We start from the raw sequence: 17105 nt of genomic DNA on the forward strand, positions 1-17105 counted from the left end.
CCGGCTTCCTCTTCTCCCGACATCGGGCGGTGCAGCCGCTGATGTCAGGCGGCGCCGGAGGCGATGCGAGCGATGACCTCGGCGGCACTGTCGACGGGCACGAACAGCCGGGTCTGGTACCGGATGATCTCGGTGAAGCAGCCATGAGCCTTGTATTCGGCGAGCCGTGCGGGCTCGAACGCGGTCAGCTCGAGGCGTTGCGACCCGTTGACCAGCGACCGCTTGAGCTCGAGCACCCCTGGTCCAGAAACGCGCAAAGGCCGGCCCGTTTTCAGGACCGATGCGACAACCTCATTCGGCGAAAGACCCGCGTCGAGTTCGAGCCCGAGCCGCGTGCCGAGCGCGGCGAGCGACGACGGCGGTATCTCGCGGCCGAGCAGGGAGCGACCAGCGGGATCGGCGACGCGCAGGACCTGGACATGATCGTCGGGCAGCTTGTCCCAGATCGGCAGCAGCAGCCCGGTTGCGAGATGGAGCGTCTCGCGGCAAGGCGTCGCGAGCGCCTCGCCGACCTCCTTTGCCCACAGGATCGCAAATCGTGCTTCATCGACAGGTCGCCAGTTCGTCTCTTCGAACAGGTCGCGGGCCAGATAGTCGGATCGGGTTGGTCTGAGCAGTTGGTAGCGCTGCACAGGCTCGCCGTCGGATGTCATCAAGCTCCTGGCATTGAGCCGGAGCGCGACCATTCCGGACTTTTGATTGATGAGCGGCTGAGCGTCATTTTGCGGGGTGCGCAGGGCAGATACGCGCTCGATAGTCATCGGCTTGAGGCGTCGCGAAATCTCAAGGCGGAGGAGATGGGTGGTCGCGCCCGAGACGGTATCGGTCCGGATGACGCGGTCTTCGGCGATGTCGAAGCGGTCGACCAGCAGCGTCTCGACGCCAATGTCGAGCGTGCCGGCATCGCGGGCGGCCGAGACCCGCGCTTCGATCAAGGCCAGATACTCGTCGAAGATCGCGTTCTGCAATGCGATCGGGAGGGCCAGCAGCCGGTTCAGCCAGCGCTGGATGGGAGGCAGATCCTCGCGCAGTCCTCCATCCTCGCTCTCCAGCCTGAGGCCGGTGCGATCTTGAAAATCGCCGAGCGTGGCCGAGCGAAGCTTGCCGTCGAACAGCAGCCGGTACCAGGTCATCAGAGCGTCCTTGGCATAGTCGCTTTCAAGATTGTCGGCCGGATCGAACAGGTTCTGGCCTCCGGTCTGGCGTTGACCCCGGGTCAGAGCCCCCAGCGCGTCGAGCCGCCGTGCAATGGTCGAGATGAAGCGGCGTTCGCCGCGAACATTGGTCGTGACAGGACGAAACAGAGGCGCCGAGGCCTGCCTGGTGCGATGGGTGCGGCCCAGACCCTGAATGGCGGCGTCGGCCCGCCAGCCCGGTTCCAGCAGATAGTGGATGCGTCGCGCCTGGTTCTTGGCGTCGAGGCTTGCATGATAGCTGCGGCCAGTGCCGCCTGCGTCAGAGAAGACCAGCACCTGCTTGGTGCCGTCCATGAAGGCCTGAGCTTCGATCAGGTTCGACCGTGGCGTCCTGTTCTCGATCCGCTGCCGGCCGTCATTGCCAATGACGAGCCGACGGGTGCGGCCGGTGACCTCGGCAACTGCCTCGGTCCCGAACCGTTCGATCAGGGCATCGAGCGCCGTAGCAATCGGAGGGAGCGCGCAGAGCTGTTCGATGAGGGTGTCGCGGGCCAGCATGGCGGATCGGCAATGGACAGGGCGTCCCTCGTCATCCGACATCGGTTCCGAGCGAACCGTGCCTTCCGCGTCAGTGAAGACCTTCATTTGGCGTGTCGGAAACGCGGTGGTCAGATAGTCGACCACATATTCTCGCGGGTACAGGTCGATCTCGAGCGCTTCGCGCTCGTCGGGCGTCAGGTCGGCAAGTCGCCGATCAAGCATCGCCTCTGCCGTCGAGACGAGCTGCACCACCACAGCGTGGTCATTTTCGATATCGGCTTCAATCGCGGGAATGAGGCTGGGCAGCTTCATCGACAGCAAAAGCTGCGCGAAAAAGCGCTGCTTGGTGCCCTCAAAGCGCGACAGCGCGGCCGACTTGGCGTTGGCGTTGAGCGTCGCGCCAGATACTGCATCGACGACGCGGGTCTCCTCCAGCACAGCGCTGAGATTGCGGTGGATGATCGCCCAAGCCTCGGCATAGGCGTCGTAGATCCCGATCTGCACATCGCTCAGCGCGTGTTCGAGCAGATCATATTCGACGCCAGCGAAGGACAGGGCACGGGCGGTGTAAAGGCCGAGCGCTTTCAAATCGCGTGCAACCAGCTCCATTGCTGCGATGCCGCCCTTGCGGATTGCGCCGACAAACTGCTCCCGGTCGGCGAACGCCGTCCCCGGGCCCCACAGGCCGAGCCGGGTCGCGTAGGAGAGATTCGCAACGTCGGATGCGCCGGTCGCCGATGCGTAGAGCACGCGGGCGCGAGGCAGCAGGTTCTGCAGCCGAAGCCCGGCGATGCCCTGTTCGGATCCCTTGACCTTGCCCCGGCTGCCCGTCTCCCCGGCAGCGTTCGCCATCGCGTGTGCTTCGTCAAACGCGATTACGCCGTCATAATCGGTGCCCGCCCACTCGACGATCTGCCGAAGCCGGGTCGCGTCGTCGCGTCCGGATCGGAGCGTCGGATAGGTGACGAATAGGATACCGGCATCGAGAGCGAGTGGCGCTCCGAGCTTCCAACGCGACAGCGGCTGGATGTCCAGGGCGAGCCCGCCCAGCGCCGACCAGTCGCGCCGCGCGTCCTCGAGCAGGGTCTCGTTTTTGGAGAGCCAGATGTGGCGCCGACGACCTCGGAGCCATTGATCGAGGATGATCCCGGCAATCTGCCTGCCTTTGCCGGCTCCGGTGCCGTCACCCAGGAAGAACCCACCGGCATAGGCTGTTCCGTCGGCGTCCGGCTTGAGCGTGCAACCCTCATCGGTGGCCACGAACCGACCCGGCGTGTCGCGCTCGAACGCGTCGCCAGCATAGACGAGCGTCTCAAGTTGCGCGCTCGAGAGAACGCCATCGGTCACAAGCCGGCGCGGAAGACAAGGTAGGTAGGTCGGCTTTGGCGCCGCGACCGACCCCATGGCGATCGACTCAACGAGCGGGGTGGGATGTTCGCAGGCATCCGGAATGTTGAGCCGGCTCGGGCGCCATGGGAGGTAGATGCCGACCTGATCGCCAACGGGTGCGGGGTCTTCGAGAATGGCGAGGTCCAGGGCCTCGGCCAGATCCGCCGACTGGCTCCGGACAGGTGTAGGAGCGAGGGCTGGCCGTCCACGATGACGATCGCCGAACAGCGATAGCCGGGGAGGGGCGGGTGCTGGGATCGGTGGAGCAGCCGACCGCGCGGGAATCCTGCTTATCGGCTCGAGCAAGGCACACAAGTCGTTGGTCTCCACATCGCATGGAGCGACCGTGTCCACGAGCTTGTCGATCACGATCAGGCGGACAGCGATGCCGGTGCCCTGCTTGGCGTAGAGCCCTGCCGCGAGCCGCGCGTCGAGCCGAAGCGTCGCCTCTTTGGGGCGGCTATCGGTCCAGCCCCTGGCGCTGAACCGGTCCGGCATGATCGCCACCAGGCGTCCGCCGGTCCGGAGTCGCTTCCAGGCGGCGTCGAGATGGCGAACCGCAGCATGACGGTCGTCGCCGCGGCCGTGCGAGCGCGCGAATGGCGGGTTCATCATCACGACGTCAGCACTCAGCGAAGCCGGGAGCAGATCGTCGAGGATCTCGGCATCATGCCCAGTGATCGATGCGGTCGGGAAAGCCGTCTCGAGGCAAGCGCGCCGCCGGACATCGATCTCGTTCAGCGTCAGGCGGGACCCGGTCCGTGCCGCTGGCCAGACGAGAAGGCCAGTCCCTGCGGAAGGTTCGAGGACAAAGTCCTGCGGGCGGAACATTGCCGCCATGCCGGCGAGCCAGGCGACAGGGATCGGCGTTGAGAACTGCTGCAGATCCAGCTGATCCTCGCTGCGATAACTTTGCGTCGGGAGGCGAGCAGCCAGGGCCTGAAGGCTGCTCAGCGCGGCGGCGGGGGACCCGAGACCAATCGGGCAGGTTGGGCTCGTCAGATACAGGACCTGGGCCAGCTCAAGCGCCCGATAGGCGTCGTGGATCGACCACCCCGCGGACGCGTCGGAGCTTCTCGTCGCACTTTCGAACAGGCAACGAAGGAGGCGCGCGTCGATCGGAATATCGACTTCGAGCATCTCGGCGAGGCGGGTTGCGGCCGTGAAGACGGGGTCGGCGGGGACGGGGCAGTCAAGTGCGAGCGCAGTCTGCATGGCGGATCTCCTGCCCGCCCGGGCGGAGTCGCCCGAGCTGGTGCATCACGCCACCGCCTTGCTCTCCTCTCGATCGTGCGCGCGGTCCGAGAGGCCGAGTTCGTGTTGCAGAACATCGTTCCAGTCTTGGCCGGCCAGGTTGGGGTAACGCGCCTCGATGGAGAGCCCAGCTTCGCGATGCGCCTCACGACAGAGGCGTTCGGCTCGTCGGCCGGCGGCATCATTGTCAAGAAATAGGGTCAACTGTCGCACTGAACTGGGAATGGCGACGTGACGAAAACGCTCAGTGCCAAGAGCCGCCCAGCAAGGGATGTTGAACAACTGCCATGCCGACAATGCGGTTTCGATGCCCTCCGCGAGGCCTAGAATATCATCCCGCGGTGGCGCGAGGCGAACCGCCCCCTTGCCCAGGCGACCCAAAGCCAGCTTCGAGGGAGATCCGCACAAAAGGCTGTCGTGCTTGAAGGCGAGAAAGGTCCGGTGAACCGCGATTAATCCGCTGTCATCTCTGACCGCTGCGATCATCGCCGGGCGAAAGCTTGTGAGCGGCGCACGTCCTTGCGGTGCACGTGGGTGAAAACGGAGCTCGGTCGGCAACAGGTCGATGCCTCGAGATTGAAGATAAGCTTCGGTCAACGTTCCGTCGGCAGGTCGTGCTTCCGACCATATCCGTGCCGCCAATGGCGCGAGCGACTTCGTGAATGCCGGCGGGGAGATTATGTCGCCGCCACCGCCCGTCGACGTGCCGACGATGCGCAGCGCGCGTAGCGCTTGGATGACGAGAGCAGCTTCGCAGCCTGCGAAGCAGTGAAACAGGAGCCGGCGGTGACCTGGGCGAACGCTGAGCGAGGGCGTGCGGTCAGAATGCGCGGGGCATCGGCACATCCCTCCATTTGTTCGCCACTGGCCGCCGAGCTCCTCGACGATAGCTCGCCCTTCGGCGTCTAAAGAAGGCGCGTTCGAGGACATTTTCTGCACGCTGTTCACCTCCTCATCCCAGACCCGCGCTCCGCTCCGCCGACCTCTCCTCATCCATAAGCAGGCCTTTCGCAGAGGTTCCGTTCTATATATGTTCTGCTGTGGAAGGCGCAAACAGCATGAGGACCGCATATGCGGACGATCCCGTTTGGCCGCGCTTTCCCGGTCATATTAACTTCTACTCTCGCGGTTCTGGCGAACCCGGGCGCTGCCGGGGCCCAAGGTGTCGCGGTAGATCCGCCGTGGCTCGCAACACCCTCGGCCGATCTGCACAGCGGAGCGAAAAGCGAGTTCATGTTGGTCGAGCACAAGGCTTATGAACGCGAGTTCGACGAGGTGCGGACAAAGACGTCGTTGCGATTGTGGCCGCCTAGCTCGACCGTACCAAGCACGGTTCCGAATTACCGCAGACCAGGTTCGTCCCCGGCACGTGATCGGGTGATCATCCAAATCACCGCAGCGGAGAGAAGGCATGGTCTGCCGGCGGGCCTGCTGGACGCGTTGGTTGCCGCCGAATCGAGCTATAGGTCAGACGCAGTCAGCAGGGCTGGAGCCGCGGGACTCGCACAACTCATGCCGGCAACGGCGCGGTCTCTCGGCGTGTTCGATCGGTTCGACATCCGGGCAAATCTCGACGGCGGCGCGCGATACCTACGCTCCATGATCGATCAGTTCGGATCGATCGCAATGGCACTCGCTGCCTATAATGCCGGGCCCGGTGCAGTGATCAGGGCACGAGGCATTCCCCGCAATGGTGAGACGCCGGACTATGTGAACCGCGTGATACGCCATTGGCGTTCGCTATGGCGTTAGTCAGCGCCAAGACGCTTGAGTAAACCTGGCCGCGTGGAGGACGGTTGAGAGAAGTGATGGTGGCGCATCGTAGGAGTGACGTGGGCTGCATTCTTGGCGGCAATTGAGTGTCTTGGACCCCAGGCGGAGTTGCGAAGTGGGACAGCAGGGACGCTGCACCACAATGTTCTAGTCGGCGATGATTCGCGCTGAGTACGAGAAGGCATTCGCCGATCGCGCGAAAGATGCACAAGACGGGGCTGAGCACGGGGATAAGCAAGCGCCCGACCTCGTGAACAGGTGAGGCGCGCACGCCGCTGGCCGATGTATGGCAGCGCGCCCGGGGGTGCCCACAGCTGGCAATCTGCGACTGCTGCACGTCGTTCGGTGTGGTGTTGAAGAGGGAACGCCCAGAGGATCGATGAGCAGGGGTCGGAATAGGCCCGAGCTTGTGCTGCTTTTGGGGTGAACTCGTTGGCAAGCGGCCGCGTTGGATCTCAGGGTAGGGCACTTCTCACACGTGGAATCTCATCCACGAGGATTGCTTGGCAAGCGGCTTCGTTCTGTCTATGTTCTAGTTGTTCGGCTTGAAGGTGGTCCGTGGACGTTCGAAGCATCACTGATCCTCGCCAGTATTTAGACGAGCTGATACGAGAGCGGCGAGAGGACTATGCGTCCCTCTCGAGGCTGATCGGCCGCAATCCCTCTTACATTCAGCAGTTCATCAAGCGGGGCAGCCCAAAGCGGCTCGATGAGGAGGATCGGCGGACGCTTGCACGTTATTTTGGTGTTCCAGAAGCAACGCTCGGCGCGAGGGAAGACGCGAAGGTGCCACTTCGCAAAATACCCACGCTCGAAGTTCGAGCATCTGCCGGCCATGGCGCGTTCTCTGTTCCTGAAAGCTCATCCGACAGCATGGGATTTAGCGAGCGCCTCCTTCGGGAACTAGCTGGAGGAGACCTCGCCGGACTTTCGATGATCAAGGTGGTCGGGGACTCGATGGCCCCTACCTTGAACGATGGCGACGACATAATGGTCAATCGGCTCGACGCAGCATCGCGCCTGCGAGACGGAATTTATGTGATCCGTATGGGCGACGGCCTTCTCGTCAAGCGAATCGCTAGAGAAATTGATCGTCGCCTTGTCACCATCATCAGCGACAACAGCGCTTATCCGGCCTGGCCCGGAACGGCACTAAAGGACATAGCAGTCATCGGCCGCGTCGTCTGGAGTGGAAAGCGCCTGCGCTAAAGAAAGCAACGGCGTTGACGCTGGATGCATTCTACTCGCACGACGGCGCCGGAACGACATGTCTCGTATGAAGTATCTTGGAAGATGCCGAGAGCACGGGTCACGACAAGCTCGACGCAAAATCGCAATGTGACGACGGACCGGCGGTCGGCCGATGTGCTGGAAGATTATCCCGGGGGTAGGCGCCGGGCCGAGCCACTCAGTTAAGCCCCGAGTCCAGCGGAGATGAAACCCTGCTCAATACGCCGCTATGCTGCAAGTGCGAACGCACGCCCTTAGGAGGCAGCTTTGTCACGGCCATCTCCAAAATGCGAGGTGGCGGTCGCCGGTCGCGCCCGCCTGCACCAAGGCCATTAAGAGATCACTACGCGCCATCTGCTTCTTGTTCTTTACCGATCCGGCCGGCTTTGCCTGCACCTTCGAGCTGGTTGTCCGGGCGCTGCGTTATCCGGCCTGAACAAGTCCACGTTCTACTTCCGCGTCGATCTTCTTGGCGTCTAACTTCTGCAAGACCCTATGCACCGTTGACCGGTGGACCCCTAGAGTTCGCGCGACTCCGGAAACTGTCGACTTGGGATCCTGAAGAAGTTGCTGCGCCGCTTTCAGCTTCTCTGCACTGAGCTTGCGAGGGCGTCCACCTATTCGCCCCTGCGCCCTGGCTGCGGCCAAACCGGCGAGCGTTCGCTCCCGGATCAGCTCGCGCTCGAACTCCGCCAAAGCGCCGAAGAGATGAAATACCAGCCGCCCGCCAGCCGTTGTGGTGTCTATACCCTCGGTCAGACTACGCAGCCCAACCCCTTCGGCCTCGAGCCTCTGCACGATTTGAATGAGGTGCGGCAGCGACCGACCGAGTCGATCGAGCCGCCAAACGACGAGGGTATCGCCGGCGCGTGTATGGCTCAGAGCCTCCGCCAAGATGGGCCGCTCTGCCGAGGCTCGCGACGCATGCTCCGAAAAGGTACGCTCGCAACCTGCTTGGGTCAGCGCATCGAACTGCAAAGCGGCGGTCTGGTCATCCGTTGAGACTCGTGCGTAGCCAATCAGCATGTCGGAAAAGATAGCACCCGCCGGATTTGCGCGACAGAGATTTTTCGACGACTTTCGCGACGGTCCACCGCCTGTTTTCGGCCGCAACTTAGCGCGGTCGCAAGAACCTGCGGTATTACGTCGTTCGGACACTCATCAGCGGTGCGAAGATTATTGCTGCTGTAGCTCTGGGACAGCAGCCGCGACGCGACCGACATGTCGACGTAGCGCGCGGACACGAACAGGATCGCGCCGGGCTTGCTGTCGCCGGCTACCCCGCGCTTGACCGAGAAGGGGGTGCCCGTCGTCGGCAGCATGCAGTGAGCCTTCGCGTTGGCGTTCAAAACGGCACGGATCGGCTCCGCCATGCGGGCGGCTTCGGGCGCGGTCAGCGGGTCGGCAACCGATCCTTCCATCAGCTTGTGACCACGGCCGACAAGGCTGACGACGCTGATCGCGTTCGCGCGGATCGAGGAGCAGGGCGCCACGCCCAACATTCCCGCTAAATCAAACCGCACATGGAGGCCGTGCTTTTCCACACGGCTCTACCGCGACCGCAAGCTGATCGGGCGCTTCTTCAATAAGCTCAACCACTTCCGCCGCATCGCTACCCGCTACGACAAGCTCGCCGGGAATATCTCGCCATGGTCCAGCTCGCCGCATTGCGGCTGTGGCTGCGGGTATATGAGTCTACCGCCTAGTTGATCTACAGCTGGAAAGGGGCCCTGCGGGCCTCATCCGCCGCTGAGCTGTTTACCTTTGGAGGCATACAGGAAGCATCCAGACCGAAAACGCAGCGTGAAACTGGCTGCGTTCGGCAGGATGGCTGGCCTTCTACAAAGACGGCTGGAGCTTTTTAGACTGCTGTTCCCAAGCGTTTCTAACCTTTTTTAGAATTGTGCAGCGATGCGCATCTGCGCCCGAACTGACGAAGCGACAGAGAAGCCTGGATGAGGTTTATTCTTGAAAGAGCTCAACAGACGTCATTTCGTTCTAGTCTAAGCACGGTCGGCTTAGCGCCCTGTGTGGACGGCTCTCCGTAGACAATGGTTAGTTGACGCTACAGTTGCCGGTCGTTGCGGCCATGTGTCCGGCCTTTCATGCGGCCTTGTGATCGCCGCTGGCCATAATGCCTTCTGCGGATCACCGAAGATTGCCGGAGCGCGGTGGAGTCACACGATGCTTTTTTCGGCTCAACTCGACTACAAACTTCCTCGCAGCACGCTGGGCGATGCGAGGGCCTAGCCCCTTCATTGCTTCGATCCGATCTTGTTCGCCGGGGTCCCGTTCTCGCTTGAACCGCCATCGGTGGATGGTTTGAAATCGGGCAGTTTGGTCGATCCCAAGCCCCCCTGCTCGATCCTCTTGGCGACATCTCCGGCTCGACTGACCGGTCCCCGGAGCGATCGGACGGTCTCAGTGACGTGGCGGGCATCCGCTTCCAGTCTCCTGATCTGAGGTCGCGCCCTCGAAACCGACTGCCCGAAGGACATCGCTGACTTGTCAGCCGCATTCAGGGACCGAGAAAGTCTTTCACCAATCTCGCCGCGGGAGCCCTCAAGGCGCCGGCGCAGCCTCGCCGCGCCGGCGCCTGTATTCGCAATCTGCTTTGCTAAAGCACCGATCCTCTCAGTCTGGGGCAACCGTCCTGCTACCCGATCGACCTTACCGTTCCAGGCCTCCGAGCTACGGGAAAGTTCTTCCAAACGCTCCTCGATCGAGCGTAGACCGGCCGGATCAAGCGTCTTAGATACGCTCTCCGCGGTCGACGATACCTTTGCGATGAGGTCTGCTGGACCGCCGCCGCCCAACAGTCCGCCGCCTTTTGCTGGTATAATCGGGAACGGCTGCCCCTCTCGTGCCGCGATCACTGGATTGTGAATGTTGTTGCCACTCAGGCTCAGTTTTGCCGATCCATCAAATAACGATCGCTCGATCGACGCTGTCACACCGCGATGAAGAATGGTGTCACTGGTCAGTACGAACCTCACGGTCACGAAATCTGGGTTTTTGGGATGAAGCTGGATTTCAGTTACGCGGCCGATGGGAACACCGAGAAGGTTCACGGCCGACCCCGCTTGCAGGCCATCGACAGATTGTTCAAATCGTATCTCGTACGTCGGCCCCTTGGTATCGCTCGCCTGGAGAAGCCAGAATGCGAATCCGATCGCGGTGACCAAGAGCACGCCCACGATCAGGCTCACCTTCAACCAGTTTGAACGCGTTTCCATCGGGAGCTAGGAATCCCGAGGCCCGTCGCGCCAGGAGCGATGCTTCGCGATCGACTCTGCATGCGCCGCTCTCATCGCCTTCTCACACCTTCGAAAACGGCCAGTGCAACAGCGCCGAGAGCCAAAAGGCCGGCCAAGAGAGGCTGCGAGAAAAGCACTATCGCCGCGCAGATCGCCAGGGTGGCGGGATAGAGCTGCGGAGTACCCCTGCCGGCACGCTCTCTTCCGCGTAAACGCTCAAGGTCCTTGGGCGCGATACTGACGGTGATCGAGCCAGTTCGCGCAACCTTCTCGATCTGTCCGACGAGGTTCGGCGTTGCCAGAACCGCTCGTCCGAGCGCCGCGAGCAGCTTGCCCGCCTCGCCGCGCAGCCGGGCAGGGCTTGCCCGCTCCCGCATCATTTCCTTTGCTATCGGAGCAAGCTCGCGAGCGATGTCGAATGCCGGATCGATGCGCCGGACGAACCCCTCGGCGGTCAGCAAGGTCCGGAGCACCAGGGCGAGGTCAGGCGGAAGCGCGAGATGAAAGTCGCGCAGGATCGCGAACACCATCTGAAAGATGTCGGTGAGGTCAATCTGATCGAGCAGGACGTTGCTGAAGCGGTCGATCAGTTCGGCCATTGCCTCTTCGAGCCGGACCCGGTCTACGTCCGGATCACCGGCCCAGAGCATAAGGATATCAACGACACCGCCGGTGTCCTCCGAAGCGATCGCAAGGCCAAGCCGAACGAGTTCCTCCCGGCGTCTCGGCAGGAGGGTGCCCACGGCACCGAAATCGATCAGGCCAAGCGTGCCGTCTTCAAGGAAGAAGACGTTGCCGGGATGCGGATCGGCGTGGAAGTGACCGTTGATGATGATCATGCGCAGGATCGCCTGCGCATAGGTGCTGGCAAGCGCAGCCAGGTCGAGATCGCTTCGGCGGGCCGCGTCCAGATCGCTCGCGGGAAACCCGCGAAGCCGCTCCTGGATGTTCACTCGCCTCCCCGAAAGCTCCCAATCGAAGCGCGCGGTCCGAACCCCGTAGTCCTTGAGATAGTGACCGATTGCGTCACTGGCGCGGGCTTCTGCGCTGAGGTCCATTTCCCGGTCGAGGCTCTCGGCGAAGTGGCGCAGCAGTTCGTCCGGCTTCAGTCTCGCGATCTCGGGGATACGGCGCTCCGCGACCCGGGCCAGTCGTCGCAAGAGCCGAAGATCGGCATCGACGATGCGCTCGATGCCTGGGCGACGAATCTTGACGATAACGTCCCGCCCGTCGAGGAGCGTTGCCGCATGGGCCTGGGCGATCGAGCCAGCCGCGATCGCTTCGGTGTCAAAGTGCTTGAAACTCGTGTCGATTGGCCCCCCGATCGCCTCCTCGATCAGCGGTTGCACGGCCGCAAATGGAAGCGGGGGAACGCGGTCCTGCAGCTTTGAAAGTGCATCGACCCATGCCGGCTCCAGAAGGTCGCTTCGCATGGCGAGGATCTGTCCGAATTTGACCGCTACGGGGCCCACATCCCGCAATAGAGCGACGATCGCTTCCGGCCGGGTATCTTCAAGCGGCTCGTCACCTCCCATCCCGAGACCCAACCGAGCGGCAAGGCCCTTGAGACCGTGGCGCCCGAACAGCATCAGGATCTGTGCGAACCGCTCCCGTTCCTTCAGAGCTGCCGCTTCCATGGGACCGTTCGAAGTCGGGTCAGTCACGCTGCCGGGCACTCGCAGGCGGCGTTTTCGTCTCACGGTCGCTAGTCTTCTCCAGCCCATCAAAAAGCCGGTTCAGGTGCCCGATAGCCCCGTCTAGACCTTCCAGCTGCTCGGCTGTCAGGCTCCCGAAGGTGCGGGCTACAATCGCGTCGTAAAGCGGCATGGCCTGATCCAGCGTAGCCCTGCCGACGTCAGTGATTTGCACCAGCTTCGACCGGCGATCGTCGGCCACTGGTGAGCGCGACACCAATCCATTCTGCTCCAGCGCATCGATCGCCTGGGTGACCGTACGCGGGGCCTGATCGAAAAAGCCCGCAATGTCGGTCGAGCGGCGCGGCTTCTCAGCTAGGAAAGCCAGCAGCTTAAGCTGGGCCATTGAAGCACCGTGACCGGCGAGATGCGCGTCGATGAGACGACGCATCCTGTACCAGGTCCATCCAAAGGTCGTCGCAACGGCACGGAGCCGTCGATCGTGAGGTTCCATACCATATGGTATTGCCGTGTCTTCACCGGCGTGGCAAGCGCAGCGGGAGAATGGCATCGGATTAGGATTGGCATGGTCGATTATCAGGCAACCGCGTCTGCGGCGGCCGAAAATGAGGAAGCGCCTCGAAACTCACCGCTGAAGTCGCCACGTGTCAGGCTCGCACTTCTCGTCGGCGCCATCGTGATCGCGGTAGCGGGTCTCGTGTGGTATCTGGATCACCAAAACCGCGGCAAATACATGCAGGGCACTGACAACGCCTATGTCGCCGCCGACTCGGTCGTGATCGCGCCCAAAATCGCCGGGTACGTGGAGCGCGTCTTTGTCGCTGAAAATCAGTCGGTTCGCCAGGGGCAGTCCTTGGCTCGGCTCGATCCGCGTGAGTATCGCGCGCAGACCGAACAGATCAACAGCCAGATAGGAACGGCGGAGGCCTCGGGAGACACGACGCGAGCTCAGATCGAGGAGCAGCGAGCCGCGATCGCTCAGGCGGAAGCGCAGCTCGAAGCTGCCCGCGCTGAAGCTGCGTTCGCGACGCAGCAAGTCAGCCGCTATCAGCCACTCGCGGCGTCCGGCGCGGAGCCACGCGAGCGGGTCGCCCAGCTTCAAACGCAAGCACGCCAAGCCCGAGAGCGGGTCAGTGCCGCGGAAGCAGGACTGCTCGCAGCGCAGCGGCGCGTGAACACGCTCGACGCTCAGGTTCGGCAGGCTCAGTCCCAAGCCCAGGCCGCGCGGGCTCAGTTGGCGGCGGCGCGCGTGAACGTGGAATCGACCGTGCTCACAGCGGCGATCGATGGCCGGGTGGGTGATCTGGCTGTGCGCGTGGGTCAGTTTGTTCAGCCCGGCACGCGCATGATGACGTTGGTGCCCGCAGACCGTCTCTTCATCGAGGCAAACTTCAAGGAAACGCAGCTCGGTCTGATGCGGATCGGCCAGCCGGTCGTCATCGAGGTCGATGCGCTGCCGGGTGTTGAGCTGAAAGGGCGCGTTGCCAGCTTTGCCCCGGGCACGGGTGCTCAGTTCTCCGTTCTTCCGCCACAGAATGCGACAGGCAACTTCACCAAAGTCGTCCAGCGTGTCCCCGTGCGCATCTCCGTCGAGGCCCTTCCGCAGGTTCGGCGGCTGCTCATCCCCGGAATGTCGGTCGAGGTGACGGTCGATACTCGATCGGCCAAAGGTGAACTCGACCGCATCCGTCAGGCCAGCCGGGGGCGCTGACGATGGCTACAGTGGCAGCACCTCAGGGTGGTTCTCAAGCGCAACGGGCCGATGCTACCGCGTGGATCGCCGTAGCCGCCGGCGCCCTTGGTGCACTGCTCGCCACCCTGGACATATCGATTGTCAACTCTGCACTGCCCACAATTCAAGGCGAAATAGGAGCCACAGGAACTGAAGGAACCTGGATCGCGACCTCGTTTCTTGTCGCTGAGATCGTAGTGATACCTTTGAGCGCGTGGCTGGAACGGCTGTTGGGACTGAGAACGCTGCTCCTGATCGCGGTCACTGGATTCACGGCGTTCTCGATTTTGTGTGGTGTCGCCACGGATCTCACCACCATGATCATCGGACGAACCGGTCAGGGCTTTATGGGGGGTATTTTGATTCCGACGGCCATGACGATCGTGGCGAAGCGCCTGCCACCATCGCAGCAGCCAATCGGCATGGCACTTTTCGGAATGACCGTGATCCTTGGCCCGGTGATGGGTCCGCTTCTAGGCGGCTGGCTGACGGAGAATCTGAGCTGGCACTATGCGTTCTTCGTGAACGTGCCGGTCTGCGGCGTGCTCCTGCTGCTGCTCCTGCTCGGCCTTCCGCACGAGCGGACGAACTGGATCTATCTCCGCGAAGCGGACTGGTTCGGGATTATCGGAATGATCCTGGGGCTCGGCGGCCTGACGGTCGTTCTGGAAGAGGGGCATCGCGAGGAATGGTTCGAGTCCACCTTCATTATTCAACTGACGATCATGACCATCGCCGGGTTTGCGATGTTGGCGATCGGACAGCTCTGGGCATCAAAGCCAGTCCTGAAGCTTGGGATCGTCATGAACCGGCAGTTCGGCAGCGTCGTCGTCATGGCGCTGGCGCTTGGCATGGTGATGTATGGCTCCAACTTCGTCATACCACAGTTTCTGGCACTCATTGCCGACTACAACGCCCTGCAAACGGGCCAGGTCATCTTCCTTATGGGCGTGCCCGCCTTCGTGTTGATGCCTTTCGTGCCGTTCCTGATCCGTGTCGTGGATATCCGGCTCGCCGTCGGCACCGGCCTTGCCGTTATGGCGGTGAGCTGTTTCGCGAGCACGAGCCTGACCGCGGAGTCAGCCGGCGGGGCATTTACCACCGGACAGCTCCTGCGCGGTGTTGGCATGATCCTCACGATGCTGTTCCTTAATCAGGCGACCATTGCATCGGTTTCCAAGGAAGATGCCGGCGATGCGTCTGGAATCTTCAATGCGGCGCGCAATCTTGGCGGATCTTTTGCTTTGGCGGGCCTCGCTTCGTTTCAAGACCAAAGAATGTCACTCCACAGCCGGCGGATGGAGGAGACACTCTGGGCAAACGATCCCAGGCTGCGTGAGTATATCGACGCGATGTCAGGCGCGCTCGGCAGCACGGAAGCTGGGCTGCAGTCGCTTGCAGGCACCATCCAGCAGCAGGCATTCGTGATGACATATAATGACATCTTCTGGACGATGGCGGCTGCGACTCTGGCAACCCTTCCGCTTGTCTTCTTTCTCCGCCCGCTGCCCAAAGGGCAGCCGATGACGATGCACTGAGGTAAGAATGGCAAAACTTAAAGGCATCTTCATCGTCCCGCTCGTCCTCGGCGGGTGCGTCGTCGGCCCCGATTATGCCGGACCGCCGGAACTTGGCCGCGCCGCCCCAAGATCCAGCTTCGTGCGTTCGACAGCGGCTGAGACCGTCAATGACCCTGCTCCCGCTGAATGGTGGACTCGCCTTCAGGACCCGGTGCTCGACGAGCTTGAGCGGCGTGCGCTTGTCTCCAGTCCCTCTCTTGAGATTGCACAGGCCAGGCTCCGCCAGGCCCGTGCGTCCGTTCGCCAGGAACGCGCCAACCGCTTTCCCACCGCAGGCGCTCAAGGGACCGCGATCTTCGCTGATCTGCCCGGCATAGATCTGCAGTCGTCCCAGGGAAGCGGCAGCCCCGCCCCCCCGATGGCTCCTTCAGCCTCACCAGACCCCGACACATCGCTGAGGTTCTTCAACCTCGGCCTCAATGCGAACTGGGAGATCGATCTCGCGGGTGGGCAGATAAGGAAAATCGAAGCTGCGAACGCCTTGGCCGCGGCGGCGGCCTACAACGCCGCCGACGCACAGGTTCAGCTCGCAGCCGAGGTAGCGCAGACATACACGAACCTGCGGGATCGTCAGCAACGCGCCGCTGCCCTACGTAGCGGACTTGCTCTTCAGCAGCAGCAGTCGGATTTCGCCCGGCGACGTTTTCAGCAGGGCACCGTTGCTGCTTTCGCAGTGGGGCAGGCGGATCGTGCTGTTCAGGTGAACATCAGCGATCTGGCTTCCACCGAAGCGGAGATTGAGACTTACCTCAATGCGCTGGCCGTGCTCGTCGGCGAAGCGCCAGGATCTCTTGATACGTTGCTAGCGCCCGTGCGCGATGTTCCGCTGCCGCCTCACAGCGTCGAAATCGGTGATCCAGTCTCACTTCTGCGGCGCCGGCCAGACGTCAGAGCCGCAGAGCGCAACCTCGCCGCCACGACCGCGAGGATCGGGGTGGCCGAGGCGGTGCGATTTCCGAAGATCAGCTTCATGGGTATTCTCGGCATCGGCGGAACGTCGCTTGGTGATCTGGTCGATCTGGGGAATGTCTCGAAAATCGCCCTGCCTCAACTTCAATGGGGCCTGCTCGATTTTGGTCGAAGTGCTGCTGCAATCGCGCAGACGCGCGCCGGTCGAGATGAGGCCGAAGCACAATATAGGCAGGTGGTGCTTGGCGCGCTGCAAGACGCTGAAAACGCGCTATCCCGATTTGCGCAGCAACGCCGCACGGCGGCCGCGCTGGCCGAAATCAAGCGGTCCGCCGATCAATCGGCTGTTCTCATGCGGCAGCGGTTCGGGAGCGGCGTGATTTCCCGTGGCGACCTGCTCGAGGCGGAGCGCCAAAGGGTGCTTGCAGAGGCGAACCTGCGCAGCGCGCTCGCATCACTCACAGGCGCCTATATCGCAGTTCAGAAATCGCTTGGACTCGGATGGAGCCCTGCTGTTGACATGGCATCGCGGCAGCCGTGACATATGCTCTCAACGGCAAACTGGTGAAGAAATATGGTGCTGATCTGGTCCACTGCGAGAGATGACTGAGATCACTCCGGATATCGTATCGACTTGGGCCCCCGATCCC

The 17105-nt window shown here is 62.5% G+C and carries 11 protein-coding genes, 2 pseudogenes and 1 other annotated feature; of the genes and pseudogenes, 6 read left to right on the forward strand and 7 right to left on the reverse strand.

What is annotated here, in order from left to right; genetic code table 11:
• Window positions 1-44: 44 nt before the first annotated feature.
• Both HJG53_RS14160 and HJG53_RS14165 read right to left on the reverse strand, forming a co-directional pair.
• On the reverse strand, window positions 45-4280 hold the full coding sequence (locus tag HJG53_RS14160) for a strawberry notch family protein (protein ID WP_171131680.1): 4236 nt from the start codon (window positions 4278-4280) through the stop codon (window positions 45-47).
• A gap of 45 nt (window positions 4281-4325) precedes the next feature.
• Window positions 4326-5267, reverse strand: coding sequence for a toprim domain-containing protein (locus tag HJG53_RS14165; protein ID WP_368039589.1), 942 nt, complete (start codon window positions 5265-5267; stop codon window positions 4326-4328).
• A 441-nt stretch (window positions 5268-5708) separates the two neighbouring features.
• Here HJG53_RS14165 and HJG53_RS14170 point away from each other — a divergent pair.
• Window positions 5709-6071: pseudogene (locus tag HJG53_RS14170) on the forward strand (lytic transglycosylase domain-containing protein); the annotation flags it as partial.
• Window positions 6072-6665: 594 nt separating this feature from the next.
• On the forward strand, window positions 6666-7301 hold the full coding sequence (locus HJG53_RS14175; RefSeq protein ID WP_171131898.1) for a helix-turn-helix transcriptional regulator: 636 nt from the start codon (window positions 6666-6668) through the stop codon (window positions 7299-7301).
• Between the two features lie 165 nt (window positions 7302-7466).
• Window positions 7467-7522 (reverse strand) — a sequence feature (sul1 is cis-regulatory element that is thought to sense ions involved in sulfur or methionine metabolism; They are found in Alphaproteobacteria).
• A gap of 223 nt (window positions 7523-7745) precedes the next feature.
• On the opposite strand, the gene HJG53_RS14180 is transcribed toward HJG53_RS14175, so the two are convergent.
• Together HJG53_RS14180 and HJG53_RS19190 are read right to left on the reverse strand one after the other, a co-directional pair.
• Entirely contained in the window at window positions 7746-8348 is a 603-nt protein-coding gene (locus HJG53_RS14180; RefSeq protein WP_171131682.1) for a recombinase family protein, read from the reverse strand.
• The gene (locus HJG53_RS19190) at window positions 8342-8743 is read right to left on the reverse strand and encodes a type IV secretion system DNA-binding domain-containing protein (RefSeq protein ID WP_368039590.1); all 402 of its coding nucleotides are present in this window, start codon (window positions 8741-8743) and stop codon (window positions 8342-8344) included. The genes HJG53_RS14180 and HJG53_RS19190 overlap by 7 nt, the downstream gene beginning before the upstream one ends.
• A gap of 15 nt (window positions 8744-8758) precedes the next feature.
• On the opposite strand from HJG53_RS19190, the pseudogene HJG53_RS14190 reads away from it, so the two are divergent.
• Window positions 8759-9028 (forward strand): annotated as a pseudogene (locus HJG53_RS14190) (transposase); the annotation flags it as partial.
• Window positions 9029-9577: 549 nt separating this feature from the next.
• Here HJG53_RS14190 and HJG53_RS14195 read toward each other — a convergent pair.
• The 3 genes from HJG53_RS14195 to HJG53_RS14205 form a co-directional block, all read right to left on the reverse strand.
• The gene (locus HJG53_RS14195) at window positions 9578-10531 is read right to left on the reverse strand and encodes an MlaD family protein (RefSeq protein WP_217352866.1); all 954 of its coding nucleotides are present in this window, start codon (window positions 10529-10531) and stop codon (window positions 9578-9580) included.
• A 98-nt stretch (window positions 10532-10629) separates the two neighbouring features.
• Window positions 10630-12168 (reverse strand): AarF/ABC1/UbiB kinase family protein, encoded by a 1539-nt coding sequence (locus HJG53_RS14200; RefSeq protein WP_254447792.1) that lies wholly within the window; start codon window positions 12166-12168, stop codon window positions 10630-10632.
• A gap of 67 nt (window positions 12169-12235) precedes the next feature.
• Window positions 12236-12664 carry a MarR family winged helix-turn-helix transcriptional regulator gene (locus tag HJG53_RS14205; protein ID WP_171131689.1) on the reverse strand — a complete coding sequence of 143 codons (429 nt, stop codon included), beginning with the start codon at window positions 12662-12664 and terminating at the stop codon, window positions 12236-12238.
• A 135-nt stretch (window positions 12665-12799) separates the two neighbouring features.
• On the opposite strand from HJG53_RS14205, the gene HJG53_RS14210 reads away from it, so the two are divergent.
• From HJG53_RS14210 to HJG53_RS14220, 3 genes are read left to right on the forward strand one after another with little or no spacing between them, the layout of a single operon-like run.
• Entirely contained in the window at window positions 12800-13945 is a 1146-nt protein-coding gene (locus HJG53_RS14210) for an HlyD family secretion protein (protein WP_171131691.1), read from the forward strand.
• Between the two features lie 11 nt (window positions 13946-13956).
• Window positions 13957-15504, forward strand: a complete 1548-nt coding sequence (locus HJG53_RS14215) for an MDR family MFS transporter (RefSeq protein ID WP_368039591.1) — start codon at window positions 13957-13959, stop codon at window positions 15502-15504.
• Window positions 15505-15511: 7 nt separating this feature from the next.
• The gene (locus HJG53_RS14220) at window positions 15512-16996 is read left to right on the forward strand and encodes an efflux transporter outer membrane subunit (protein ID WP_171131694.1); all 1485 of its coding nucleotides are present in this window, start codon (window positions 15512-15514) and stop codon (window positions 16994-16996) included.
• The last annotated feature ends 109 nt before the right edge of the window (window positions 16997-17105 follow it).

It is taken from the genome of Sphingomonas sp. ID1715 (genome assembly GCF_013044515.1).
Lineage (GTDB): Bacteria > Pseudomonadota > Alphaproteobacteria > Sphingomonadales > Sphingomonadaceae > Sphingomonas_B.

Bases quoted from the DNA above. Each gene is read 5' to 3' on its own strand.
- HJG53_RS19190 (WP_368039590.1), bottom strand. From the start codon at position 8,743: ATGGAAGGATCGGTTGCCGACCCGCTGACCGCGCCCGAAGCCGCCCGC.
- HJG53_RS14210 (WP_171131691.1), top strand. From the start codon at position 12,800: ATGGTCGATTATCAGGCAACCGCGTCTGCGGCGGCCGAAAATGAGGAA.
- HJG53_RS14205 (WP_171131689.1), bottom strand. From the start codon at position 12,664: ATGCGTCGTCTCATCGACGCGCATCTCGCCGGTCACGGTGCTTCAATG.
- HJG53_RS14180 (WP_171131682.1), bottom strand. From the start codon at position 8,348: ATGCTGATTGGCTACGCACGAGTCTCAACGGATGACCAGACCGCCGCT.
- HJG53_RS14160 (WP_171131680.1), bottom strand. From the start codon at position 4,280: ATGCAGACTGCGCTCGCACTTGACTGCCCCGTCCCCGCCGACCCCGTC.
- HJG53_RS14200 (WP_254447792.1), bottom strand. From the start codon at position 12,168: ATGCTGTTCGGGCGCCACGGTCTCAAGGGCCTTGCCGCTCGGTTGGGT.
- HJG53_RS14220 (WP_171131694.1), top strand. From the start codon at position 15,512: ATGGCAAAACTTAAAGGCATCTTCATCGTCCCGCTCGTCCTCGGCGGG.